This is a genomic window from Massilia niastensis DSM 21313 (assembly GCF_000382345.1).
Lineage (GTDB): Bacteria > Pseudomonadota > Gammaproteobacteria > Burkholderiales > Burkholderiaceae_D > Telluria > Telluria niastensis.
Genome location: NZ_KB908081.1, coordinates 25,774 through 49,755 on the forward strand (window position 1 = coordinate 25,774; position 23,982 = coordinate 49,755).

Genomic DNA, 23,982 nt, shown 5'->3' on the forward strand with positions numbered 1-23,982 from the left:
TTTTAACGGACCGCCAGTCGGATCGTGGAATACCTCGTGCGAGCGGGTTCCCATCGTCCTTCCTGACGAGTACAAGAATATTCCTGCTACATCTATTGTCAAGCGGAATCTTATAGATATTGCAAAAGCATAGGCCGGGCGGGTCCGCGGCATGTCCCGGACCGGCGCGCGCCGTCTTGACGCAGCCGGGAGGATGGTCGGGTCAGCGGCGCGGCTTGAGCTTGTCGGGCGGCGGGCTGCAGTGGGCGCAGGACCGGCGGTAGCGCGAGAAGACGAAGATGCCGGCGGCCAGCGCCGACCAGCCCAGCGTGGCCGGCCAGGTCGCCGCCAGGCTGTCGCCGCGCAGCAGGTCGACGACGATCAGCAGGAGGAACATGGTGCCGGCGGCCAGCAGGTATTGGCCTATCCAGTAGGTCGGGTTGCGCATGGCGGGTCCTTTCAGCGGCGGTTGAGGAAACGGCGGAGGGTGTCGGCCAGCACCTGGGGCTGGTCGAACATCAGGAAGTGGCGGGCCGGGACCACGGGCACGGCCTCGAGCTGCCTGATGCCGGGCAGCAGGCTGCGGTAGTGCTCGACCTTGGCGTCGACGCCGAGGCCCTGCTGCATGGCGTCGGGCTCGAAGTAGGGCACCAGCACCAGCACCGGCGCCGCGATCCTGCCCAGTTCCGGGCGCAGGTCGAGCGCCAGCAGGTCGGCCATGTAGGCGCCGACCGCCGCGCGGTCGCTGCGCAGCAGCAGGGGCGTCAGGTCGTCGGCCTTGCCGATGTCGAGCACGCCCTGGCCGCGCAGGTACTGGCGCTGCTGCTCGGCCCAGGCTTCGGGACGCCCCGCCATCAGGCGCGCCTGCACGCCGGCGGCCATCTGCGGCCGCTGGGCCGGGGGCATGTCCTCGGTGCCGGGGAAGACCGGCAGGCCGTCGACCGAGACGATGCCGCCGATCCTGTCGCCCAGGTCCGCGCCCAGCGCCAGGGCCAGGGCGCCGCCCATGCTGTGGCCGACCAGCACCGGCCGCTCGAGGCGGCGCGAGCTGACGAGTTCCTTCAGCGCGGCGCGCGCGGCCTCGAACGGGTGGGCGCCCGGCGCCGGCGCCGGGCGGCCGTCGAAGCCGGGCAGGGTGACCACATACAGCGTGTGCTCGCCGGCGAACTGGCGAATCACCTCCTGCCAGACCCAGGGACCGCTGGCCAGGCCGGGAACCAGCACCAGCGGGCGGCCGCGCTGGCCATGCCGTTCGACCAGCATGCCCTCCACCTCGAAGCGCTCGGCGGGGGCGATCGTCGCGGCGTAGCGGTTGCCGGCCGGCGCGGGCGCCGCGTTCCGGGCATGGCTGTGGGCGGGAAGGGCGGCGGCGAGGGCCAGGGCGAGCAGGATGGACGCTTTCATGCAGTCTCCGGTGTCAGGTGTTGGCGAAGCGTAGGGTGGCGTTGCCCGGCTGTCAAGCCGGCCCCGGGAGCGGCCCCGGACGGTCGCCCGGCCGTGCAAACTCGACTACAATGCGGCTCCCGCATTCTTCGTCCTCCGTCATGAGCCAGCCGTCCCCTTCCGTTTTCCGTGTCGCCGTGATCGGCGGCGGGCCCGCCGGCCTGATGGCGGCCGAAGTGCTGGCGGCGGGCGGCGTGCAGGTCGACGTCTACGATGCGATGGCCAGCGTCGGCCGCAAGTTCCTGTTGGCCGGAAAGGGCGGCATGAACATCACCCACTCCGAGCCCCATGCCGATTTCGTCCGGCGCTACGGCGCGCGCCAGGAAGAAGTCGGGCGCTGGCTCGCCGGCTTCGATCCGGATGCGGTACGCGCCTGGATCCATGCGCTCGGCATCGACACCTTCGTCGGCAGCTCCGGCCGGGTGTTCCCGACCGATATGAAAGCCGCGCCCCTGCTGCGCGCCTGGCTGCACCGCCTGCGCGACTCCGGCGTGCGCTTCCACATGCGCCACCGCTGGACCGGCTGGGAAGAGGACGCACTGCGCATGGCCACGCTTGAGGGCGAGGTGCTGGTCGCGGCCGACGCCGTCGTGCTCGCGCTCGGCGGCGGCAGCTGGGCCAGGCTGGGTTCGGACGGCGCCTGGGTCCCCCTGCTGGCCGCGCGCGGCGTCGAGCTGGCGCCGCTGGCGCCGTCCAACTGCGGCTTCGATGCCGACTGGAGCGAGCATTTCAGCAGCCGCCATGCGGGCGCGCCCCTGACCACGGTGGCGATCGCCTACCGCGACGCCGAGGGGAAGCTGGTGCGCCGCAAGGGCCAGTTCGTGGTGACCGCGACCGGCATCGAGGGCAGCCTGGTGTATGCGGTGTCGGCGCCCCTGCGCGAGCAGATCGCGCGCGACGGCGTGGCCACGGCCTGGCTCGACCTGGCGCCCGACCACAGCGCGGAACGGGTGCTGGCCGAGGTGACGCACCCGCGCGGTTCGCGCTCGATGTCCAGCCACCTGCAGAGCCGTCTCGGCATCAAGGGCGTGAAGGCGGGACTGCTGCACGAGTGCCTGTCGAAACAGGCGTTCGCCGATCCGGCGCGGCTGGCGGCGGCGATCAAGGCGCTGCCGCTGCGGCTCGTGCGCGCGCGCCCGATCGACGAGGCGATCAGCAGCGCCGGCGGGGTGCGCTTCGGCGCGCTGGACGGCGGCACGGCGATGCTGCGCGCGCTGCCCGGGGTGTTCGTGGCGGGGGAGATGGTGGACTGGGAGGCGCCGACCGGCGGCTACCTGTTGACCGCCTGCTTTGCTAGCGGGCGCGCGGCTGGGCGCGACGCGCTGGACTGGTTGGAAACGCGTCGCCAGGGGACATAAGGTGAAGACGACGCGATCAGGGTGAGCGGCAAGGCGGGATAACGACGCAGGTGATCGGGTGGAACGACGGGCTCGGGAAGAAACGGAACCTCGATCCATGCGCGGGCATCGGCCAGCGCGAGTCCCGCGGCGGCGTAGGCACGCAATACGAGTCCGGTGCAATAGACCTTTTCCGTATTGCTTAGCTCGAAGCGCTCGTCGAAGGGGAGTCCACGTTGGGTGAGTGCCGCCTGTTTGACTGCAGCGCGCTGCGTGTCGGTGAGACCGGTGCTGCGGTAAATGGCGACCTCGGCGGCATCGGATGGCGACATGAATGCCGCGAGGGGTTCCAGGATCACCCCGCCTCGTCGATCGCCCTCCTGGGGCATGGCGTGCAGCACCTGAGGCACGCCCTGCTGGACGACGATCAATCCCACATGAGAGAAGCGCGCAGCATCGCCTTGTGTCAGCACCAGCCGGCTCATCATGTCCAGGCCGCGACGCAGGACGATGTCCCCGTCGCGTAGTGGCGGCGCGTAGACGTCGAGCCTGGGGAGGGACGGGTTGCCGCGCGCCGGAGGAATGCCGTTGAGCGGGAGGCATGCGCTCGCGGCGATCAGCGCAAGCAGGGCCGCTTTACTTATTCCCCGTAATCTTCCAGCTGCCATCTTCCTTGACGAGTTTGGTTTTCTCGACCTTGGTCTTGCAATCGCCCTTGTACTCGACCGTGGTCTTGCCAACCGCAGTCTCGCCCCTGGTTTCAAGTTCGGGCGTGATCGATTTGATGCCGCCACACTTGCCGATGCGATCCGTCTCCTCGGCCAGGGCGGCGGTGAGTTTTTGTTCGCCGAGGAAGTTGTACAGTTGCGGAGACAGGGATTTTTTCGCCTCGGTGATTTCACCTTTTTCGAGATTGGCGTAAAAATCTTTTACCGTCGAGTTAGGCGAGGTTCCGCAACCGGATAAGCTGGCGGCGATGGCGATGGTGCAAAATGCGCGGAAAATAATTCTGCTCATGTGCTGCGTTGTCCCTGCGTGAGTGCTGCAAATTATCAACAAATGTTTCTATCGGGAAATTATAATGTACATATGAGATGTTGTCGAGAAAATATGATCAGCAGCGACATGCCGCTCAGTCGAGACCATGAATAATGCGAATGCCGGCCACGGCGCCGGAGGAAAACCCGGTGCACGCGGGAGCGCGACCCCGATTGTCTTGCTGACCTGCCTCGCCATGCTGGCGTTTGCCTCCAATTCCCTGCTGACGCGCCTGGCATTTCAAACGACGGCGATCGACGCGGCCACATTCACCTGCATCCGGGTGGTGGCCGGCGCGCTCACGCTCATGATCATCCTGCGCATCCAGGGCAACAGGCTGGTGCACTCCAGGTCCTCGTCTTTGTCGGCCTTCCTGCTCTTTGCCTATGCCGCGGCTTTCTCTTTCGCCTACCGCAATATCAGCGTCGGGGCCGGCGCGCTCGTGCTGTTCGCTTCCGCCCAACTGCTGATGATTTCCTACGGTTTATATAAGGGCGAGCGGGCGAGTGCCTTGGGCGTGTTGACGGCAATTGGCGGCATGGCCGCTTTCCTCATGCCCTCTGCCTCTGCGCCTCCCCTGGGCGCGGCGGCCTTGATGGCCATCGCCGGCTTTGCATGGGGCGGTTTCTCCCTGCTGGGGCGTTCCACCGGCTCGCCGGTCGTGAACACGGCCGGGAGTTTCCTTCTGGCGGTTCCGTTCACGCTGATCCTGGCGTGGTTCCAGCGCGAACATCTGGTCCTGGACTGGGTGGGCGCAGCCCATGCCCTGCTGTCGGGTAGCCTTGCGTCGGCGATCGGTTATGTCATCTGGTACTGGGTGCGCAGCCGCATGAGCGCCATCAGCGCCGGTGCGGTGCAACTGTCCGTGCCGGTCCTGAGCGCACTCCTCGGTGTCCTGTTGCTCGGCGAGACGGTTTCTCCCAAGAGCGTCATCGCCGGATTGGTGACGCTGGGAGGCGTCGCCTGGGTCACCTGGTCGGCAAGGCCGGCCGGGCGTTAGCCGTCCTGCCGGGTTGTCGATTCCTCTGCCGGGCGCTGTCCGCACCGTCCGGCAGGCCGGGAACGCGCCTATTCGGAAAAACTGACGCTGCCGCTGCCCGTGCGGCTGACGCTGCGCTCATCGGGATTGCCATGCACCTCGATGTCGCCGCTGCCGCTGACCGCGGCGGCCACCGAGCTGCGCGCCTGCACCGTGCTGCTGCCGGAACCGGTCTGGGTCACCGACACGCGCTGGGCGCGCAGGTGGCGGGCATCGAGCTCGCCCGACCCGCTGGCCTCGGCATCGAGCTCGCGGGTGGTGCCGACCACGGTCATGCGGCCCGATCCCATCAGCTCGGCCTCGACCTCGTCCACGGCCGCGCCGGCGTTCACATCGAGGTCGCCGCTGCCGTTGAGCGAAGCCTTGAGCTTGCGGAAGCGCCCGTTGAACTTCAGGCTGCCGGAGCCGTCCAGGCGCACGTCGATGCGCTCGCCCGAGAAGCCGTTGACCTTGCTGTCGCCGCTGCCGTCGACCGTGATCCCGGTCAGCGCCGGCAGCACCAGCTCGACTTCGAGCGGCTTGCGGTGGCGCAGCACGATGCCGCGGATGCCGACATGCAGCACGCTGCCGTCCGCGCCGACCTCGACATTGCCGAGCAGGCGCTGCTCGCCGCGCACCCGCAGCGACGGCGTGGCGCCATAGCGCACGTTCAGGTCGATCGGGCCGTTGAGCTCGACCGCGTTGACGCCGGGCGGCAGTTCGCGCGTTTCGCTCGCCACCTGGCGGCCTTCGGCGGCCGCGCTGACGCCATTCGCGCGCAGCATGCTGTAGCTCAGCGCGATCAGCACGATGGCCAGCACCAGCAGGCTGAATCCGGTCTTGAGTAATCCTCGCATGGCTCCCTCAGCTTCCCTTGAGCAGCGACAGGTTCATCTTGACGTAGCGGCGCACGCCCACCATCGTGTACCTGGTGACCACGATCGAGAGCAGGAACAGCGCGATTCCGCCCAGCACCAGGCCGGAACCGAACAGGGTCTGGGTGGTGCGCGACTCGGGATCGAGGTCGGTGGTGATCTGGATCTTGCGCTCGGCCACGGCTTCGGCGCCGCGCATCACGCGCGAGGCGGCCGGTTCGCCGTCCTGGCCGTCCATGCTTTCGTCGTCGATGGGGTCGACCGACTTTTCCTCGTACACATGGATGCCGTTCTCGCCGATCGAGACCCGGGTCTGCACCTGCTTGCGCTCGCCGCGCTCGTCGCTGATCTCGATGCGGTGCAGCGGCCCGTTCAGGACCAGTTCGTTGGCGCCGGCCAGGCCGCTGGCCGTGATGGCGATGCCCGACACGTACAAGCCCAGTGCGCAGGCGTACAGCGAGATCAGCAGGGCGGCATACACGGCGGCCGGGATCGCCATGAAAATATTAAAGACCAGCAAGCCCGCACCGGAGGCGATCACCCGCAGCACATTGGTCGGGCTCTTCTTTTCCTTGAGCGCTTCCATGTGGGCGCTGGCGCGCAGGGTGACCGCGACCTTGCGCGGATCGCCCAGTTCTTCGGCCACTTCCTGCTCGCGCCGGCCGGCGGCGCTGCCGTCGACGAAGCGCTGCTCGTACCAGGCCAGGGTCTTGGCCTGGGTTTCGGGCGGCAGGCCCAGCATGGCCCGCTTCAGCGCGTCGAGGTATTCCAGTTTACCCATGTGCAGCGTTACTCCGTGATTCAATGGTGGCTGACGACCGGGATCGTGCTGAGCGTCAGGGCGGTGACAGGGGCCGAGCCGCCGATCAGCTCAGGATGGACCAGCACGGCGGTACTGGCCGCCACGAGCGCCAGCAATGCCAGGGTACGCAAGCCAAGTTGGATGTTCATTTCCATTCCCATAAGACCCGTTCCGATGGTACTACCTTACGGAAGTCGGGCCCTGGGTGCCATGGCTGTGCGACAGGCTGCGTTTTTCGCGGGGTAGGGCGCCGTAGGCGCGGATGGCCGTCGCAGCCGCCAGGCCGCTGCGCACCGCCGTCTCCAGGGTGGCCGGGTAATCGCTGGCCGTGTAGTCGCCCGCCAGCACCAGGCCGGGCAGGGGCGTGGTATTCCCCGGGCGTTCCAGCGACGGGGAGCAGGTGAAGGTGGCGCGCTTCTCGGTGATGACCTGGGTCCAGGCCGGCGCGCCGAGTTCGGGGCGGCGGAAGTCCTGCGCCAGCTGGGCGGCGATCGCGGCCGCCAGCGCGTCCTGGGGCAATGCGGCGGCGTCCAGGGCGGCGCTCACGACCACGGCCAGCAAGCCATCCTGGGCGGGGTCGAGCTGGGCCCGGTCGAAGGCGAACTGGCCCCAGCGGCCGCTGGCGGGATCGTCTTCCAGGGCGTAGAAGGGCAGGTCGAGCCGGGTGCCGGGCGCGTATTGCAGGTAGCAGGTGGCGATCGGCTCGTGGGTGAAAGCGGACAGCTGTTGCGCCAGTTCCCCGGCCTCGGGGTGCGGCGCCAGCAGCGCGGCCGTGACCGGCGCCGGCGTGGCCAGCACCACCGCATCGAAGGTCTCGACGGCTTCGCCGCCGGCCGCCTGGCCGTTCAGCGCCAGGCGCCAGCCATCCGGCCCCGCGGATGCGAGCGCGGCCACCTTGACGCCGCTGCGCACGGCGGCGCCGCGGCGCGCCAGGTGGGCGGCGGCGGCTTCCGGGAACAGGGCGCCCATCGGCAGGCGCGGCACCAGCATGTCGGAGGCGGCGCGCTTCTTCGCGCCCAGGCTGTCGCGCAGCACGGCCAGGAAGACCTGGGCCGAGGCGCGTTCGGGCGGCGTGTTCAGGGCCGCGATGCACAGCGGGCGCCACAGCAGGCGGCGGAGGCGTTCGGTCTGGTCGAAGCGCAGCAGCAGCTCCTCGACCGTGCAGTCCTTGTACAGCTGCCAGCCCATCCAGCGGGCGGCGGTGCTGAAGCGGCCCAGGGCCAGCTTGTCCTCGCGCGCCAGGCCCCGGGCGCGCAGCAGGGCGACGATCAGGTGCAGCGGCGCGGGCAGGCGCGGCGCGGCGAAGTCCATGCCGTCGCCGCCCGCGGGATAGCGCATCTGGACCGGCAGGCGCAGGAAGGCGCGCTCCGGGTCGACCCCGACCGCGCGCATCAGGCGCAGGGTGTCGCGGTAGGCGCCCAGCAGGATGTGCTGGCCGTTGTCGAGCATCGCGCCGCGCACCGCGACGCCGCGCGCCCGTCCACCCAGGCTGCGGGCGGCTTCGAACAGGGTCACCCGGGCGCCGCGGCGGTCCAGTTCCACCGCCGCCGCGCAGCCGGCCCAGCCGCCGCCGACGACGGCGACCCGCAGTCCGTTCTCAGGCACGGACATAGGTCTTCCAGGCCAGCCACAGCTTGCGCAGCGGCGTCAGCGACGTGCGCTGGGACAGCACCTGGAAGCCGTCGCGCTCGATCTCGTCGAGCAGGGTGCGGTAGATCGAGGACATCATCAGGCCGGGACGCTGGGCGCGCCGGTCTTCCTTCGGCAGCAGGGCCAGGGCCTCGTCGTAGATGCGCTGGGCGCGCTCGGTCTGGAAGCGCATCAGGGCTTCGAACTTGTCGCTGTGACGGGCGTTGAGGAGGTCGGCGGCCGTGACGCCGAACTGCTGCAGCTCATTCACCGGGATGTAGATCCGGCCCTTGCGCGCATCTTCGCCGACGTCGCGGATGATGTTGGTCAGCTGGAACGCCAGCCCCAGCTTTTCGGCATAGGCCAGGGTCTGCACATTGGTATAGCCGAAGATGCTGGCCGACAGGATGCCGACCACGCCGGCCACGTGCCAGCAGTAGCGCTGCAGGCCCGCATAGTCGAGGTAGCGGCTCTGGTCGAGGTCCATTTCCATGCCGTCGACGATGGCCAGCAGGTGCTGTTCCTGGAGCTGGTAGGGCGCGACGTGGGGTTGCAGCGCCTGGGTGACCGGATGGGTGGGGCTGCCCTTGTACATCGCCGAGACCTCGGTGCGCCACCACGCCAGCTTGATGCGCGCGACCGACTGGTCGGTCGCATCGTCGACAGTGTCGTCCACTTCGCGGCAGAATGCATACAGGGCCGTGATGGCGCGCCGCCGTTCCGGAGGCAGGAACAGGAAGCTGTAGTAGAAGCTGGAGCCGCTTTGTACGGTCTTTTGCTGGCAGTATTCGTCAGGTGACATGTAATTATTGCAATGGGGTGGCGATGCGAATCCGCTATCTTAGCCGATGCGGCGCTGGGCGGGAACGCGGCGGGTCTTCACATGCGCAGCGCGCGCCAGCCGATGACCAGCCAGTCGGGGCCGCCAAGCACGGGGCGCCGGCGGAAAACGTCGTAGCCGGCGCGCTCGATGGCTTCCAGGATCCGCAGTCCGCCCTGGACCACCATGCGCAGTTCCCAGCCGATCCGGCCCGGCAGCCGCTGCGCCAGCGGGGCGCCGGACAGCATCAGCGCGCGGGTGCGTTCGACCTCGAAACGCATCAGCGCGCGCCAGGCGCCGTCGACGGCGCCCGCCTGCAGGGCGGCCTCGGAGACGCCATGGCGTTCCAGGTCTTCCAGCGGCAGGTAGATCCTCCCTTTGGCCAGGTCGATGGCCACGTCCTGCCAGAAGTTGATTAGTTGCAAGGCGGTGCAGATGGCGTCCGAGTCGCGCAGGTTGCGCTCGTCGTCGGCCCCGTACAGCGCCAGCATCAGGCGGCCGACCGGGTCCGCCGAGCGCCGGCAGTAGTCGAGCAGGCCCGGATAATCGGCGTAGCGGTGGGTGACCACGTCCTGGCGGAAGGCCGACAGCAGGGCGCGCAGCGGGGCCAGCGGCAGGCGATACTCCCGGATGACGCCGGCCAGGCGGACGAACATCGGGTCGGCCGATGCCTGCCCGGCCTCGATCAGGTCCAGCTCGCGCTCATAGCGGCCGAGGGCCGCGAGCCGGTCGGCGGGCGCCGCGTCGCCCTCGTCGGCCAGGTCGTCGGCGCTGCGCGCGAAGGCATAGATGGCTTCGACGGCAGGCACCAGGCGGCGCGGCAGCAGGAAGGAAGCAACAGGGAAATTCTCGTAGTGATCGACAGCCATGGGTTTTCGATGAATGACTCTAAAGCCATATTCTTTTTCGGCAACTTGCACAATTATAATTGCTGAACTACAAAGTAGCCCTATTCCTGTCGGGCTGCGGATGGACGATCGATCAATCAAAAGGATGCAACGTGTTCGCCCGACTTCCCTTCCGCCCGTTGCGCGCCGCCGTCGCGGCCGCGCTGGCCGCGGCCGTGCTGGCCGCCTGTTCCAAGCCCGCCCCCAGGACCGAAGACATCCGCCCGGTGCGCGTCGTCACGCTCAGCCTCGATGCGGTCGGCGAGCGCGCCGAGTTCTCGGGCGAGGTCCGGCCGCGCTACGAGTCGCGCCTGGGCTTCCGGGTCGGCGGCAAGATCGTCGAGCGCAAGGTGGACGTCGGCGCCGCCGTGCGGCGTGGCCAGGTCCTGATGCGGCTCGACCCGCAGGACCTGCGCCTGGCCGAGAACCAGGCGCGCGCGAGCCTGCGCGCGGCCGAGACCGAGCGTGACCTGGCGCGGGCCGACTACCAGCGCCACGTCGACCTGCGCGCCCGGAATTTCGTCAGCCAGGCCGTGCTCGAGGCCCGGGAAAGCGCGCTGAAGGCGGCCGAGGCCAACGTCGACGCCGCGCGCGCGGCGTTCCGCGGCCAGGCCAACCAGGCCGGCTACGCGAGCCTGGTGGCGGACCTCGATGGCGTCGTCACCGCCATCGACGCCGAGGCCGGCCAGGTCGTCGCGGCCGGCGCGCCGGTGGTGCGGGTGGCGCGCACCGACGAGAAGGAAGTCGTGATCGGGATCCCCGAGGACAGGGTCGAGGCGCTGCGCCAGGCCGGCGATGTCAGCGTGCGCCTGTGGGCCGACCGCGGCCGGGCGATTCCCGGCAAGATCCGCGAGGTCTCGCCGATGGCCGATCCGGCCAGCCGCACCTACACGGTCAAGGTGTCGATCCCGGCGCGGCCCGAGATCCGCCTGGGCATGACCGCGACCGTGCAGATCGCCAGCGGCAATGGCGCAAGCAGCCTGCGCGTGCCGCTGTCCGCCCTGGTCCAGAACCAGGGGGCGACCCACGTCTGGGTGGTCGAGAACGGCGCGGTGCGCCTGGCGAAGGTGGCGGTCGCGGGCCAGGTCGATAACGACGTGCTGCTGGGCGGCGGCGTGCAGGCCGGCCAGAGCGTGGTCACCGCCGGCGTGCACCTGCTGAAGAACGGACAGAAGGTCCGCATCCTGACCGCCGACGTCGCGCGCCGCGCCGACACCGAGGCCGCGGTCTCGGGCGGGGGCGACCGATGAAGGGATTCAACCTGTCGCGCTGGGCGCTGGAACACATCCCGCTCACGCGCTACCTGATCGCGGCGCTCCTGATCTTCGGCGTGCTGAGCTACCAGCAGCTGGGCCAGGACGAGGACCCGCCGTTCACCTTCCGCGCCATGGTGGTCCGCGCCGTGTGGCCGGGCGCCACCGCCCTCCAGATGGCCGAGCAGGTCACCGATCCGCTCGAGCGCAAGCTGCAGGAAACGCCCTATATCGACAAGATCCGCAGCTTTTCCAAGCCGGGCGAGACCACCATCATCCTCGAGCTGCGCGAAGCGACCCCGCCGAAGGAAACCGGGCCGGCCTGGTACCAGGTGCGCAAGAAGATCGGCGACATGGCCGCCACCCTGCCGCAGGGGGTGGTCGGGCCCTTCTTCAACGACGAATTCGGCGACACCTACGGCTCGATCTTCGCGCTGTCGGCGGACGGCTTCACCTATGCCGAGATGCGCGACTACGCCGACTTCGTGCGCCAGCAGCTGCTGCGCGTGCCGCTGGTCGCGAAAGTGGAGCAGTTCGGGGTCCAGAACGAGAAGGTCTACATCGAGTTCTCGAGCAAGAAGTTCGCCCAGCTGGGCCTGCCCTTCGAGCAGATCGTCAACCAGATCGCGACCCAGAACGAGGTCGAGGCCAGCGGCGTGCTGGTCACGCCGAGCGACAACCTGCAGGTGCGCGTCACCGGGGCCCTGCGCCAGCTGGGAGAGATCGAGGACCTGCAGCTGCGCGCCGGCGGCGCCACCTTCCGCCTGGGCGACTTCGCCACCGTCAGGCGCGGCTACCAGGATCCGCCCACGGACAAGATGCGCTTCAACGGCAAGGAAGTGATCGGCCTGGGCGTGTCGATGGAGAAGGGCGGCAACATCATCCAGATGGGCAAGGGCCTGGACGAGACGGTGGCGCGCATCCGCTCCCAGCTGCCGGTCGGGATCGAGCTGGAACGGGTGGCCGACCAGCCGCGCGCGGTCACGGAATCGGTCAGCGAATTCGTCAAGGTGCTGGTCGAGGCGGTGGTCATCGTGCTGGTGGTGTCCTTCCTGTCGCTCGGCCTGCATACCAGGCCGAAGCTGCGGGTCGACATCTGGCCCGGCCTGGTGGTGGCGCTCACGATTCCGCTGGTGCTGGCGATCACCTTCCTGTGCATGCACATCCTCGACATATCGCTGCACAAGATCTCGCTCGGCGCCCTGATCATCGCGCTCGGCCTGCTGGTCGACGATGCGATCATCGCGGTCGAGATGATGGTGCGCAAGATGGAGGAGGGGCTGTCGCGCTTCGAGGCGGCCACCTTCGCCTACACCTCGACCGCCATGCCGATGCTGACCGGGACCCTGATCACGGCGGCCGGCTTCCTGCCGATCGGCCTGGCCAGGTCGGCGGCCGGCGAATACACGTTCACGATGTTCTCGGTGAATGCGATCGCGCTCATGATCTCCTGGGTGGTGGCGGTGCTGTTCACGCCCTACATCGGCTTCGTCCTGCTGAAGGTCAAGCCGCACGGCCACGGCGAGAGCGAGCACGACGTGTTCGACACGCCGATGTACCGGCGCTTCCGCGGCCTGGTGAACCGCTGCGTCGAGTGGCGCAAGACGACCATCGCCCTCAGCCTGGGCGTGTTCGCGCTGGGCGTGTTCGGCTTCAACTTCATCGAGAAGCAGTTCTTCCCCGATTCCAGCCGCCCCGAGCTGATGGTCGAGATGTGGTCGCCCGAGGGCACCAGCTTTGCCGCCAGCGAGGCGACTGTAAAGCGCTTCGAAGCCTTCCTCGCCAGGCAGGAGGGCGTGAAGAGCGTGACCAGCTATGTCGGCACCGGCAGCCCGCGTTTCTACCTGCCGCTGGACCAGATCTTCCCGCAGTCGAACGTGTCGCAGCTGGTCGTGCTGCCGGTCGACGCCAGGGCGCGCGCGGCGCTGCTCGACAAGATCACCGCGGCCTTCCGCGACGATTTCCCGGAAGTGCGCGGACGGGTCAAGCTGCTGCCGAACGGGCCGCCGGTGCCGTATCCGGTGCAGTTCCAGGTGCTCGGTCCCGACATCGGCGTGGTGCGCCGGGTGGCCGACCAGGTCAAGGACGTGATGCGCGCCAACCCGAACACGCTGGGCGTGAACGACAACTGGAACGAGTCGGTCAAGGTGCTGCGCCTGGATCTCGACCAGGACAAGCTGCGCGCCCTTGGCGTGACCTCGCAATCGGTGCGGCGGGTGGTCAACACCACGCTGACCGGCACCCGGATCGGCCAGTTCCGCGAGACCAACCGCCTGATCGACATCGTGGTGCGCCAGCCGCTGGAGGAGCGCTCGACCATCACCCGCCTGTCGGAAGCGCTGGTGCCGACCGCGGAAGGGCGCGCCGTGCCCCTCAGCCAGGTGGCGCGCGTGCGCTTCGTGTGGGAGCCGGGCGTGGTCTGGCGCCAGGGGCGCGAGTGGGCGATCATGGTGCAGTCCGACGTGGTCGAAGGGATCCAGGGGCCGACCGTCACCGGCCAGGTGGACGCGAAGCTGGCCGATATCCGCGCCAGGCTGCCGGCCGGCTACCGCGTCACCGTCGAAGGCGCCGCGGCCGACAGCTCGGACGCCGAAGCCTCGATCATGGCCAACGTGCCGCTGGTGCTGTTCATCGTGTTCACCCTGCTGATGCTGCAGCTGCACAGCTTCTCGCGCGCGCTGCTGGTGTTCCTGACCGGGCCGCTGGGGGTGGCGGGGGCGGCGATGGCGCTGCTGCTGCTGGGGCGGCCGTTCGGCTTCGTCGCCAACCTGGGCGTGATCGCGCTGTTCGGGATGATCATCCGGAATTCGGTGATCCTGGTCGACCAGATCGAGCAGGACATCGCCAACGGCGCCGAGGCCTGGGATGCGATCGTCGATTCGGCGGTGCGGCGCTGCCGGCCGATCGTGCTGACGGCCGCCGCCGCGGCGCTGGCCATGATTCCGCTGTCGCGCTCGGTGTTCTGGGGACCGATGGCGGTGGCGATCATGGGCGGCCTGCTGGTGGCCACGGCCCTGACCCTGCTGTTCCTGCCGGCGCTGTATGCGGCCTGGTTCAGGGTGAAGAAGCCGGTGCGCTGATGCGTGCTACCGGCATCCGAAATGGCAATTCATACTTGTCTCGACGGCCATACTCGACGGTGGAATTCAAAAAACGCCCAGTAGTGTCAGAAAATCCAGTAAAATAATTGATTGAAGTTGTAGCCCCTAAACAGAGGAGTGCAGGGCGGCCGGTTTCTTTCTCGGGCGCCCTTTGTTTTTGTTGGCAATATATGCAATCCTGCGCGAGGATGGCGAAATTGGTAGACGCACCAGGTTTAGGTCCTGACGCCAGCAATGGTGTGCGGGTTCGAGTCCCGCTCCTCGCACCACGAACAATTATTTTTTTGGACGATTTTTACAATGGCAACTGCAGTCGAAACCCTGGGTAAACTCGAACGTCGCTTGACGATCTCTTTTCCGGTCGCTGACGTCCGTACGGAAGTAGAAAAGCGCCTCAAGAAGCAGGCCAAGACGGCCAAGGCGCCTGGTTTCCGTCCGGGCAAAGTGCCCCTGAAGATGGTCGCAGCCCAGTACGGCTACCAGATCGAGACCGACGTCCTGAACGACAAGGTCGGCCGTGCATTCAACGATGCCGCCAACGAAAACGAACTGCGCGTTGCCGGTTTCCCGAAAATCGAACCGAAAGAGGAAGCGCCGGAAGGCATGCTGGCCTTCGACGCGACCTTTGAAGTCTACCCGGAAGTGGTCCTGAGCGACCTGGCCGGCGTCGAGATCGACACCGTGGCCACCGAAGTGACCGACGCCGAGATCGACAAGACCATCGACATCCTGCGCAAGCAGCGCGTGCACTACCACACCAAGGGTGAGGCGGGCGAGCACGGCACCGGCGGCGAAGCCGTCGCCGCCAACGGCGACCGCGTGACCGTCGACTTCGTCGGCACCCTGGATGGCGTCGAGTTCGCCGGCGGCAAGGCCGAGGACTACGCCTTCGTGCTGGGCGAAGGCCGCATGCTGCCGGAATTCGAAGCCGCGACCGTCGGCCTGAAAGTCGGCGAAAGCAAGACCTTCCCGCTGGCCTTCCCGGAAGACTACCATGGCAAGGACGTGGCCGGTAAAACCGCCGAGTTCACCATCACGCTGAAGAAGCTGGAATGGGCGCACCTGCCGGAAGTCGACACCGAATTCGCCCAGTCGCTGGGTATCGAAGACGGTTCGATCGAGAAAATGCGCGAAGACATCAAGGTCAACCTGGAGCGTGAAGTCAAGGCCCGCGTCAAGGCCCGCAACAAGGAAGCCGTGATGGACGCCCTGGTCAAGTCGACCGAGCTGGACGTGCCGAAGGTCATGATCGACCAGGACTCCGAGCGCCTGGCCGAAATGACCCGCCAGGACATGGCCCAGCGCGGCATGGACGTCAAGAACCTGCCGTTCCCTTCGGAAATGTTCAAGGACAAGGCAGAGCGCCGCGTGCGCCTGGGCCTGATCCTGTCGCAACTGGTTAGCGACAACAACCTGCAAGCAACCCAAGAGCAGGTGAAGGCGCAGATCGAAGACTTCTCGCAGAGCTACGAAGATCCGAAGGAAGTCCTGAAGTACTACTACAGCGACCGTCGCCGCCTGGGCGAAGTGGAAGCTCTTGTATTGGAAGAAAACGTCGTCAACTATGTGCTTGGCAAGGCGAAGGTCTCCTCCAAGACCGTCGCTTTCGATGAACTGATGGGCAGCAACCCACAGGCTTAAGTTGGACTTGCCGGCCCTTGTGGCCGGCTTTTTCCTCAAGGAGACCTTGGCGAATGTCGAGGTTCCCCCAAGCCCTTTCTTACAAGGAACGAGACAGGTATGATTCGAAATCCGGCATTGGATACACAGGCACTCGGCATGGTGCCGATGGTGATCGAACAGAGTGGCCGCGGCGAACGCGCCTACGACATCTACTCGCGCCTCCTCAAGGAGCGCGTGATCTTCCTGGTCGGCCCTGTCAACGACCAGATGGCCAACCTCATCGTGGCCCAGCTGCTGTTCCTGGAGAGCGAGAATCCGGACAAGGATATCTCCCTCTACATCAATTCCCCGGGCGGTTCCGTTTCGGCGGGCCTGGCGATCTTCGACACGATGAATTTCATCAAGCCGGACGTCTCCACGCTGTGCACGGGCCTGGCCGCGTCGATGGGCGCGTTCCTGCTCGCCGCCGGCGCCAAGGGCAAGCGTTTCTCGCTGCCGAACTCGCGCATCATGATCCACCAGCCGTCCGGTGGTTCGCAGGGCCAGGCGTCGGACATCGAGATCCAGGCCAAGGAAATCCTGTACCTGCGCGAGCGCCTGAACCGCATCCTGGCCGAGCGTACCGGCCAGACGATGGAACAGATCCACAAGGACACCGACCGCGACCGCTTCATGTCCGGCGAAGAAGCTGTGGAGTACGGTCTGATCGACAGGGTGCTGACCAGCCGCGGATAACGCACCCAACGGGAACCTCAGGCAAGCTTCGCAGTGTTGCCAAAAAACGCCCGGGCGCAAACACGTTCGGGCGTTTCGTTTTTATTTCGGGTAGCATGTCCGTGTGCGAAGCTCTTGCGTGTCCTCTGTGCGGTATCGCACTTGTTGCGCACTCGTATTAGCGTTATATTAATAGCAATTCAATAGAAACCCTGCCCCATGTCAGACAAAAAATCCTCCAGCGGCGAGAAACTCCTGTACTGCTCCTTCTGCGGAAAGAGCCAGCACGAGGTCAAGAAGCTGATCGCGGGACCGTCGGTGTTCATCTGTGACGAGTGCATCGACCTGTGCAACGACATCATCCGTGATGAGACTTCGAACGTCGAATCGGTGGCGGGCGCCAAGTCCGACCTGCCGACGCCGCACGAAATCACCGAACTGCTCGACCAGTACGTGATTGGCCAGCAAACGGCCAAGCGCATCCTGTCGGTGGCGGTCTACAACCATTACAAGCGCCTCAAGCACCTGGGCAAGAAGGACGACGTCGAACTGGCCAAGAGCAACATCCTGCTGGTCGGCCCGACGGGCTCCGGCAAGACCCTGCTGGCCCAGACCCTGGCGCGCATGCTCAACGTTCCGTTCGTGATCGCCGACGCGACCACCCTGACGGAAGCCGGCTATGTCGGCGAAGACGTCGAGAACATCATCCAGAAGCTCCTGCAGAGCTGCAACTACGAAGTCGAGAAGGCTCAGCGCGGCATCGTCTACATCGACGAGATCGACAAGATCTCGCGCAAGTCCGACAACCCGTCGATCACGCGCGACGTGTCGGGCGAGGGCGTGCAGCAGGCCCTGCTCAAGCTCATCGAAGGCACCATGGCGTCGGTACCGCCGCAGGGCGGGCGCAAGCATCCGAACCAGGACTTCGTCCAGATCGACACGACCAACATCATGTTCATCTGCGGCGGCGCCTTCGACGGCCTGGCCAAGATCATCCAGAACCGTTCCGAAAAGAGCGGTATCGGTTTCGCGGCCACGGTCAAGAGCCAGAGCGAGCGCTCGAACAGCGACATCCTGATGGAAGCGGAACCGGAAGACCTGATCAAGTTCGGCCTCATCCCCGAACTCGTCGGTCGCCTGCCGGTGGTCGCCACCCTGAGTGAACTGACGGAAGAGGCGCTGATCCAGATTTTGATAGAGCCGAAGAACGCCCTGATCAAGCAATACTCGAAGCTGCTTGAAATGGAAGGCGCCGAACTCGAAATTCGTCCTGCGGCCCTGCACGCGATCGCCCGCAAGGCGCTGGCGCGCAAGACCGGCGCCCGTGGCCTGCGCTCGATTCTCGAGCACGCGCTGCTGGATGTCATGTACGAGCTGCCAAGCCAGCAAAATGTCGTGAAGGTCGTCATCGATGAAAATACGATCACGAATGCGGCAAAACCTTTGCTGATTTACAGCGAATCGCCCAAAGCGTCTGGGGAAAACTGAAAAAAGCCTGTGCGCACGCAATAAAACGCTTGCCGCACGGACTCATATCGGTAAAATCGATCTCATAAAAGACGCCGGCTTCATCCGTAAAGCCACTCGCGGTACGCCGCGTGGTGGCTTTTTCATTTTAAATGGCGGCTTTTATTGGAATGGCCATTTTTCACCAGTGATTTTTTTACTTGTAGAAAATATTTTCGCGGCGGTCTTGAGTTTTTGCCGCGAGTGCCCAAGTTCAGCAACACGCTTTCTATAAGGTATGCCATGACAACTTCCAAATTAACCGAGCAAACGACGCTGCCCCTCCTGCCGTTGCGCGACGTGGTCGTGTTCCCGCATATGGTGATACCTCTGTTCGTCGGTCGCCCGAAATCGATCAAGGCCCTCGAAGCCGCGATGGAGCAGGGCAAGAGCATCATGCTGGCTGCCCAGAAGGCGGCCGCCAAGGACGAACCTTCCGCCGCAGACATCTACGAGATCGGCTGCGTGGCCAACATCCTGCAAATGCTGAAGCTGCCGGACGGCACCGTGAAGGTGCTGGTCGAAGGCGCCCAGCGTGCGCGCATCGACCAGATCACCGATGCGCCAACCCACTTCGTGGCCGAACTGACCCCGGTGCAATCGGAAATCGGCGACGATTCCGAAGTCGAGGCCATGCGCCGCGCCATCGTCCAGCAGTTCGACCAGTACGTCAAACTGAACAAGAAGATCCCACCGGAGATCCTGGCGTCGCTGGCCGGCATCGACGACGCCGGCCGCCTGGCCGATACCGTGGCCGCCCACCTGCCGCTCAAGCTCGAGCAGAAGCAGGTCATCCTGGAGATCTTCAACGTCGCCAAGCGCCTGGAGCACCTGCTCGGCCAGCTTGAAGGCGAACTCGACATCCTGCAGGTCGAAAAACGCATCCGTGGCCGCGTCAAGCGCCAGATGGAAAAATCGCAGCGCGAGTACTACCTGAACGAACAGGTCAAGGCGATCCAGAAAGAGCTGGGTGAAGGCGAAGAAGGCGCCGACATCGAAGAGCTCGAGAAGAAAGTCATCGCCGCCAAGATGCCGAAAGAGGCAATGGAAAAGGCCCAGGCCGAGATCCGCAAGCTCAAGCTGATGTCGCCGATGTCGGCCGAAGCGACCGTGGTGCGCAACTACATCGACACCCTGGTCGGCCTGCCGTGGAAAAAGAAATCGAAGGTCACCTCCGACCTCGAGAACGCCCAGAACGTGCTCGAAGCCGACCACTATGGCCTCGACAAGATCAAGGAACGCATCCTCGAGTACCTCGCGGTGCAGCAGCGCGTCGACAAGCTGAAGGCCCCGATCCTGTGCTTCGTCGGTCCTCCGGGCGTCGGCAAGACCTCGCTCGGCCAGTCGATCGCCCGCGCCACGAACCGCAAGTTCGTGCGCATGGCCCTCGGCGGCGTGCGTGACGAGGCCGAGATCCGCGGCCACCGCCGTACCTACATCGGTTCGATGCCGGGCAAGGTGCTGCAATCGCTGGCGAAGGTCGGCGTGCGCAACCCGCTGTTCCTGCTCGACGAGATCGACAAGATGGGCGCGGACTTCCGCGGCGACCCGTCGTCGGCCCTGCTCGAGGTGCTGGACCCGGAACAGAACCACACGTTCTCGGACCACTACCTGGAAGTGGACTTCGACCTGTCGGACGTGATGTTCGTGGCGACCTCGAACTCGTTCAACATCCCGCCGGCGCTGCTCGACCGGATGGAAGTGATCCGCCTCTCGGGTTACACCGAGGACGAGAAGACCAGCATCGCGCAGCGCTACCTGCTGCCGAAGCAGGTCAAGAACAACGGCCTGAAGGAAGAGGAGATCAAGGTCGAAGAGTCCGCGATCCGCGACATCATCCGTTACTACACCCGCGAAGCCGGCGTGCGTTCGCTCGAGCGCGAAGTGTCGAAGATCTGCCGCAAGGTGGTCAAGATGCTGCTGCTGAAGAAGACCGAGAAGCGCGTCATCGTCAACGGCAAGAACCTGGACAAGTTCCTGGGCGTGCGCCGCTACGACTTCGGCGTGGCCGAGAAGGAAAACCAGATCGGCCAGGTGGTGGGTCTGGCATGGACCGAGGTGGGCGGCGACCTGCTGACCATCGAGGCGGTGAACGTGCCGGGCAAGGGCGCCATCATCCGCACCGGTACGCTGGGCGACGTGATGAAGGAATCGATCGAAGCCGCCCGCACCGTGGTGCGCAGCCGCGCGCAGCGCCTGGGCATCAAGGGCGACGTGTTCGAGAAGACCGACATCCACATCCACGTGCCGGAAGGCGCGACGCCGAAGGACGGTCCGTCCGCGGGTATCGCGATGACCACCGCGCTGGTGTCGGTGTTCACCGGCATCCCGGTCCGCGCCGACGTGGCGATGACCGGCGAGATCACGCTGCGCGGCGAAGTGCTGCCGATCGGCGGCCTGAAAGAGAAGCTGCTGGCGGCGCATCGCGGCGGCATCAAGACGGTGCTGATCCCCGAGCAGAACGTGAAGGACCTGGCCGAGATCCCGGACAACGTCAAGAACAAGCTCGAGATCGTGCCGGTGCGCTGGATCGAGAAGGTGCTCGAGGTCGCGCTGGAACGCCAGCCTGAAGCGCTGGTCGAGGTCCCGAGCGTCGCCGTCGCGCCGACGCCTGCCGGCGAAGGGCAGGGCGAGGTCGTCAAGCACTGATCGGTTTCATCGACCGCTAGAGCAGGCGCCTTCGGGCGCCTGTTTTTATTCGTGTGCTTCCCGCTGCGCACAGTCCAGCGACGCTTCCTGCCTGTGTCTGTAGGAGCGCAGCGCACCGGGGTTCCCGCCTTCGCGGGAATGACGGTGCGGCGGCAGCTGGCAGATAATGAGTGACACAGGGCGCACATTCAGTCGAGCTATCGCCGGCGCCAGCCATCGATGCATCAGCACAACCGAGGAAGCCCTCAATCCTTGTGCTTGACATACGAATGTTGCCCTTGTTTAATACGCGCTGCACTTTTGCAGGACGGCGCCCCGGGCGTCAAGAATGGATAAACGAGGAAACGAGTGAACAAGACAGAACTGATCGAAGAAATCGCGAAGTCCGCGGACATTACGAAGGCCTCGGCGACGCGCGCACTCGACGCCATGATCGAAGCCGTTACCGAAAGCCTGAAGAAGAACGACAGCGTCACGCTGGTCGGCTTCGGCACCTTCACGGTGGGCGAGCGTGCCGCACGCACCGGCCGCGATCCGCGTACCAAGGAACCGATCAAGATCAAGGCCGCCAAGGTTCCGAAATTTAAGGCTGGTAAAGCTCTAAAAGATGCTGTAAACTAATGCCTTCTTCGCGGTGACTCGCGAAGGGCAGTAGCAAGATGGTGCCTGGTGATGTCATGAGCGTTCCCTGTTTCGGGAAAGCTTGAAATAACCAGGCGCGAAGCTGGGTCTCTCGGCTTCAACCGTCCTGATGCGCATTGAAGTGTTTTTTGCTGGAGCGGTAGTTCAGTTGGTTAGAATACCGGCCTGTCACGCCGGGGGTCGCGGGTTCGAGCCCCGTCCGCTCCGCCAACAAAAAACATGACAAGAATCTGGAGCGGTAGTTCAGTTGGTTAGAATACCGGCCTGTCACGCCGGGGGTCGCGGGTTCGAGCCCCGTCCGCTCCGCCAGAATTCAGTAGTACTGGAGTTAGCCCTTCGGGTGGGCTCCAGGCAGAAGGGGCGAACGAAAGTTCGCCTTTTTTTTTAACTGTGCTGTTAAAGCATTTTCAACCTTGAATGGCTGACCATGTTTGAATTTGTTCGTGAAAACAAGCGGGTGATGCAGGGCTTGCTGCTGGTGCTGATCGTGCCGTCGTTCGTCTTCGTCGGTATCGAGAGCTACCAGGACCGCGGCGACGCGGCCAATGGCGTGGCGACCGTCGCCGGCCAGAAGGTCACCCAGCAGGAATGGGACGAAGCCCAGCGCCGCCAGATCGACCAGGCCCGCCAGGCCATGGGTCCGCAGTTCGACCAGAAGATGTTCGAGACGCCGGAAGCCAAGCAGTCGATCCTGAACAGCCTGGTGGCCGAACGCGCCATCGGCGCCGAGATCGCCCGTGCCCACATGAACGTGAGCGACGCGACGCTGCAGAAGACCATCATGGACATCCAGGCCTTCCGCAAGCCGGACGGCAGCTTCGACATGGAGCAGTACAAGGCCGCGCTGGCGGCCCAGGGCATGACCCCGGCGATGTTCGACGCGCGCCTGCGCCGCGACCTGACCATCCAGCAGCTGTCCGGTTCGATCCAGGCCACCGCGTTCGCGCCGCGCTCGGTCGCCGCACGCCTGTCGGACATCAACGACCAGGAACGCGAAGTCCAGGAAGTCCTGTTCCCGGTCGCGACCTACCTGCCGCAGGTGAAGGTCACCGACGAGATGGTCAAGGCCTACTACGAGAAGAACGCGCAGCTGTTCCAGATCCCGGAACAGGTGAAGGCGGAATACGTGGTGTTCGATCCGGCCGTGGTGGAAAGCCAGGTCCAGGTGACCGACGCCGAGCTGACCGAGTACTACAACAAGAACCTGAAGAGCTTCACGACGCCTGAGCAGCGCAGCGCGAGCCACATCCTGATCAACGCGCCGCGCGACGCCAAGCCGGCCGACCAGGCTGCGGCCAAGGCCAAGGCGGAAGCCGTGCTGGCCGAAGTGCGCAAGAACCCGGCGAACTTCGCCGCGATCGCCAAGGCGCAGTCGCAGGACACTGGCTCGGCCCAGGCGGGCGGCGACCTCGGCGTGGTCGAGAAGGGCCTGTTCGTCAAGCCGGTCGAAGACGTGATCTACGCGCTGAAGGAAGGCGAGATCAGCGGCGTGGTGCAGTCCGAGTTCGGCTACCACGTGATCAAGGTCACGGCGGTGAAGCCGGCGGCCCAGAAGGCGCTGGAGGCGGCGAAGGACGAGATCGCGGCCGAGCTGAAGAAGCAGAAGATGTCGAAGAAGTATTCGGAACTGGCCGAGGTGTTCAGCAACACCGTGTATGAGCAGGCCGACAGCCTGAAGCCGGTGGCCGACAAGCTGGGCCTGAAGATCCAGACCGTCGACAACCTGACCCGCAAGCCGAATCCGGCCCTGGGCCAGGCGCCGTTCAACAACGAGAAGTTCCTGGCCGCGCTGTTCGGCACGGACGCGGTGAAGAACAAGCGCAACACCGAAGCGGTGGAAGTGGCGCCGAGCGTGCTGGTCGCCGGCCGCGTGACCGAGTTCCGCCCGGCCTCGAAGCGTCCGCTGGCTGAAGTCGATGCCGCGATCCGCCAGCGCGTGAGCCTGGAAGAAGCTGCGCGCCTGGCGCGCGTGGCCGGCGAAGCGAAGCTGAACGCCGCCAAGGCGGCGGGCGATGCGGCCGGTTTCGGCGAAGCGAAACTCGTCTCGCGCACCAAGGAGCCGGGCATCAATCCGACCGCGGCGCTGGCCGTGCTGAAGGCCGATGTCAGCAAGCTGCCGGCCTACGTGGGCGTCGAGCTGCCGGGCCAGGGCTATGGCGTGTACCGCATCGGCAAGGTGGCGCAAACCGCCCAGCCTGACCAGGCGCGCCGCAAGCAGGAAGCGGAACAGATCGGCACCATCGTGGGCCAGCAGGAGATGTTCAACTACATCGAAGCGCTGAAGGTGAAGGCCAAGGCCAAGGTCAATGTGAAGGCTGCGGACCTCGGCAACCAGGCCAGCCAGTAAGCGGTTCGCCTGAAGGCAAAAAGCCCGGCTGCGTGAGCAGGCCGGGCTTTTTTATTTGCGTGCCTGTTCAGGCCGCGCGCAAGGCCTCCACCGCCGCCACGAAATCGCTCTCCGCGATATCGTCCGGAGATCCGGCATTCAGGGTCAGATCTGTCATTCGGACAGCGACGCATAATCCTTGCGAAATGTCAGAACGATTTTAAATATGCTGCGACTTATTTTTCCTCTTCCCGACATTGTCGGCGGTGCGTGGGTTGCGGTGAAGAATGCGAGCCGAGTAATGATGAGTTTGGGATAAACAAACCAGCATTTTGAGATT

At 65.6% G+C, this 23,982-nt stretch carries 20 protein-coding genes and 3 tRNA genes; 13 read left to right on the top strand and 10 right to left on the bottom strand.

The features are described from left to right. Window positions 1-202 precede the first annotated feature (202 nt). Complete coding sequence (locus H162_RS0104990; protein WP_020652354.1) at window positions 203-427, bottom strand: hypothetical protein; 225 nt, start codon at window positions 425-427, stop codon at window positions 203-205. An 11-nt stretch (window positions 428-438) separates the two neighbouring features. Next, a complete protein-coding gene (locus H162_RS0104995) occupies window positions 439-1,383 on the bottom strand; it encodes an alpha/beta fold hydrolase (protein ID WP_020652355.1) in 945 nt (314 codons plus the stop codon). A 140-nt stretch (window positions 1,384-1,523) separates the two neighbouring features. Here H162_RS0104995 and H162_RS0105000 point away from each other — a divergent pair, with 140 nt between their 5' ends. Next, on the top strand, window positions 1,524-2,780 hold the full coding sequence (locus H162_RS0105000) for a TIGR03862 family flavoprotein (protein WP_026354242.1): 1,257 nt from the start codon (window positions 1,524-1,526) through the stop codon (window positions 2,778-2,780). On the opposite strand, the gene H162_RS33085 is transcribed toward H162_RS0105000, so the two are convergent. Both H162_RS33085 and H162_RS0105010 read right to left on the bottom strand, forming a co-directional pair. Next, window positions 2,693-3,427 carry a YiiX/YebB-like N1pC/P60 family cysteine hydrolase gene (locus tag H162_RS33085; protein WP_084676936.1) on the bottom strand — a complete coding sequence of 245 codons (735 nt, stop codon included), beginning with the start codon at window positions 3,425-3,427 and terminating at the stop codon, window positions 2,693-2,695. The genes H162_RS0105000 and H162_RS33085 overlap by 88 nt on opposite strands. Further along, window positions 3,396-3,776, bottom strand: coding sequence for a DUF4878 domain-containing protein (locus H162_RS0105010; RefSeq protein ID WP_020652358.1), 381 nt, complete (start codon window positions 3,774-3,776; stop codon window positions 3,396-3,398). The genes H162_RS33085 and H162_RS0105010 overlap by 32 nt, the downstream gene beginning before the upstream one ends. Window positions 3,777-3,903: 127 nt before the next feature. Here H162_RS0105010 and H162_RS0105015 point away from each other — a divergent pair, with 127 nt between their 5' ends. Next, a complete protein-coding gene (locus H162_RS0105015; protein WP_084676937.1) occupies window positions 3,904-4,797 on the top strand; it encodes a DMT family transporter in 894 nt (297 codons plus the stop codon). Between the two features lie 68 nt (window positions 4,798-4,865). Here the strand turns inward: H162_RS0105015 and H162_RS0105020 are convergent, their stop codons facing one another. The 6 genes from H162_RS0105020 to hpnC all read right to left on the bottom strand — a co-directional run bounded on the left by H162_RS0105020 (window position 4,866) and on the right by hpnC (window position 9,810). After that, a complete protein-coding gene (locus tag H162_RS0105020; protein ID WP_020652360.1) occupies window positions 4,866-5,672 on the bottom strand; it encodes a head GIN domain-containing protein in 807 nt (268 codons plus the stop codon). A 7-nt stretch (window positions 5,673-5,679) separates the two neighbouring features. Beyond that, complete coding sequence (locus H162_RS0105025) at window positions 5,680-6,471, bottom strand: DUF1700 domain-containing protein (protein WP_020652361.1); 792 nt, start codon at window positions 6,469-6,471, stop codon at window positions 5,680-5,682. A 20-nt stretch (window positions 6,472-6,491) separates the two neighbouring features. Continuing rightward, entirely contained in the window at window positions 6,492-6,641 is a 150-nt protein-coding gene (locus H162_RS34700; RefSeq protein ID WP_169444444.1) for a hypothetical protein, read from the bottom strand. A gap of 31 nt (window positions 6,642-6,672) precedes the next feature. Beyond that, complete coding sequence (gene hpnE / locus H162_RS0105035) at window positions 6,673-8,103, bottom strand: hydroxysqualene dehydroxylase HpnE (protein ID WP_020652363.1); 1,431 nt, start codon at window positions 8,101-8,103, stop codon at window positions 6,673-6,675. Then, the gene (gene hpnD, locus H162_RS0105040; RefSeq protein WP_020652364.1) at window positions 8,090-8,923 is read right to left on the bottom strand and encodes a presqualene diphosphate synthase HpnD; all 834 of its coding nucleotides are present in this window, start codon (window positions 8,921-8,923) and stop codon (window positions 8,090-8,092) included. The genes hpnE and hpnD overlap by 14 nt, the downstream gene beginning before the upstream one ends. Window positions 8,924-9,000: 77 nt before the next feature. Beyond that, window positions 9,001-9,810 carry a squalene synthase HpnC gene (hpnC, locus tag H162_RS0105045; protein WP_020652365.1) on the bottom strand — a complete coding sequence of 270 codons (810 nt, stop codon included), beginning with the start codon at window positions 9,808-9,810 and terminating at the stop codon, window positions 9,001-9,003. Between the two features lie 131 nt (window positions 9,811-9,941). On the opposite strand from hpnC, the gene H162_RS0105050 reads away from it, so the two are divergent. The 11 genes from H162_RS0105050 (at window position 9,942) to H162_RS0105100 (ending at window position 23,663) form a co-directional block, all read left to right on the top strand. Continuing rightward, window positions 9,942-11,078, top strand: coding sequence for an efflux RND transporter periplasmic adaptor subunit (locus tag H162_RS0105050; RefSeq protein ID WP_026354243.1), 1,137 nt, complete (start codon window positions 9,942-9,944; stop codon window positions 11,076-11,078). Further along, window positions 11,075-14,161 carry an efflux RND transporter permease subunit gene (locus tag H162_RS0105055; protein WP_020652367.1) on the top strand — a complete coding sequence of 1,029 codons (3,087 nt, stop codon included), beginning with the start codon at window positions 11,075-11,077 and terminating at the stop codon, window positions 14,159-14,161. The genes H162_RS0105050 and H162_RS0105055 overlap by 4 nt, the downstream gene beginning before the upstream one ends. Window positions 14,162-14,364: 203 nt before the next feature. Then, a tRNA-Leu gene (locus tag H162_RS0105060) sits at window positions 14,365-14,451 on the top strand. 31 nt (window positions 14,452-14,482) lie between these two features. Continuing rightward, window positions 14,483-15,823, top strand: coding sequence for a trigger factor (gene tig / locus H162_RS0105065; RefSeq protein WP_026354244.1), 1,341 nt, complete (start codon window positions 14,483-14,485; stop codon window positions 15,821-15,823). A gap of 99 nt (window positions 15,824-15,922) precedes the next feature. After that, window positions 15,923-16,540 (top strand): ATP-dependent Clp endopeptidase proteolytic subunit ClpP, encoded by a 618-nt coding sequence (gene clpP, locus H162_RS0105070; RefSeq protein WP_026354245.1) that lies wholly within the window; start codon window positions 15,923-15,925, stop codon window positions 16,538-16,540. 198 nt (window positions 16,541-16,738) lie between these two features. After that, window positions 16,739-18,007, top strand: coding sequence for an ATP-dependent Clp protease ATP-binding subunit ClpX (gene clpX, locus H162_RS0105075; protein ID WP_020652370.1), 1,269 nt, complete (start codon window positions 16,739-16,741; stop codon window positions 18,005-18,007). A 261-nt stretch (window positions 18,008-18,268) separates the two neighbouring features. Then, complete coding sequence (gene lon / locus H162_RS0105080; RefSeq protein ID WP_026354246.1) at window positions 18,269-20,674, top strand: endopeptidase La; 2,406 nt, start codon at window positions 18,269-18,271, stop codon at window positions 20,672-20,674. Window positions 20,675-21,022: 348 nt separating this feature from the next. Beyond that, complete coding sequence (gene hbs, locus H162_RS0105085) at window positions 21,023-21,295, top strand: non-specific DNA-binding protein Hbs (RefSeq protein ID WP_005671138.1); 273 nt, start codon at window positions 21,023-21,025, stop codon at window positions 21,293-21,295. 154 nt (window positions 21,296-21,449) lie between these two features. After that, window positions 21,450-21,526, top strand: a tRNA-Asp gene (locus H162_RS0105090). Between the two features lie 22 nt (window positions 21,527-21,548). Beyond that, window positions 21,549-21,625, top strand: a tRNA-Asp gene (locus H162_RS0105095). A 118-nt stretch (window positions 21,626-21,743) separates the two neighbouring features. Beyond that, complete coding sequence (locus H162_RS0105100) at window positions 21,744-23,663, top strand: SurA N-terminal domain-containing protein (RefSeq protein ID WP_084676938.1); 1,920 nt, start codon at window positions 21,744-21,746, stop codon at window positions 23,661-23,663. Window positions 23,664-23,982 lie beyond the last annotated feature (319 nt).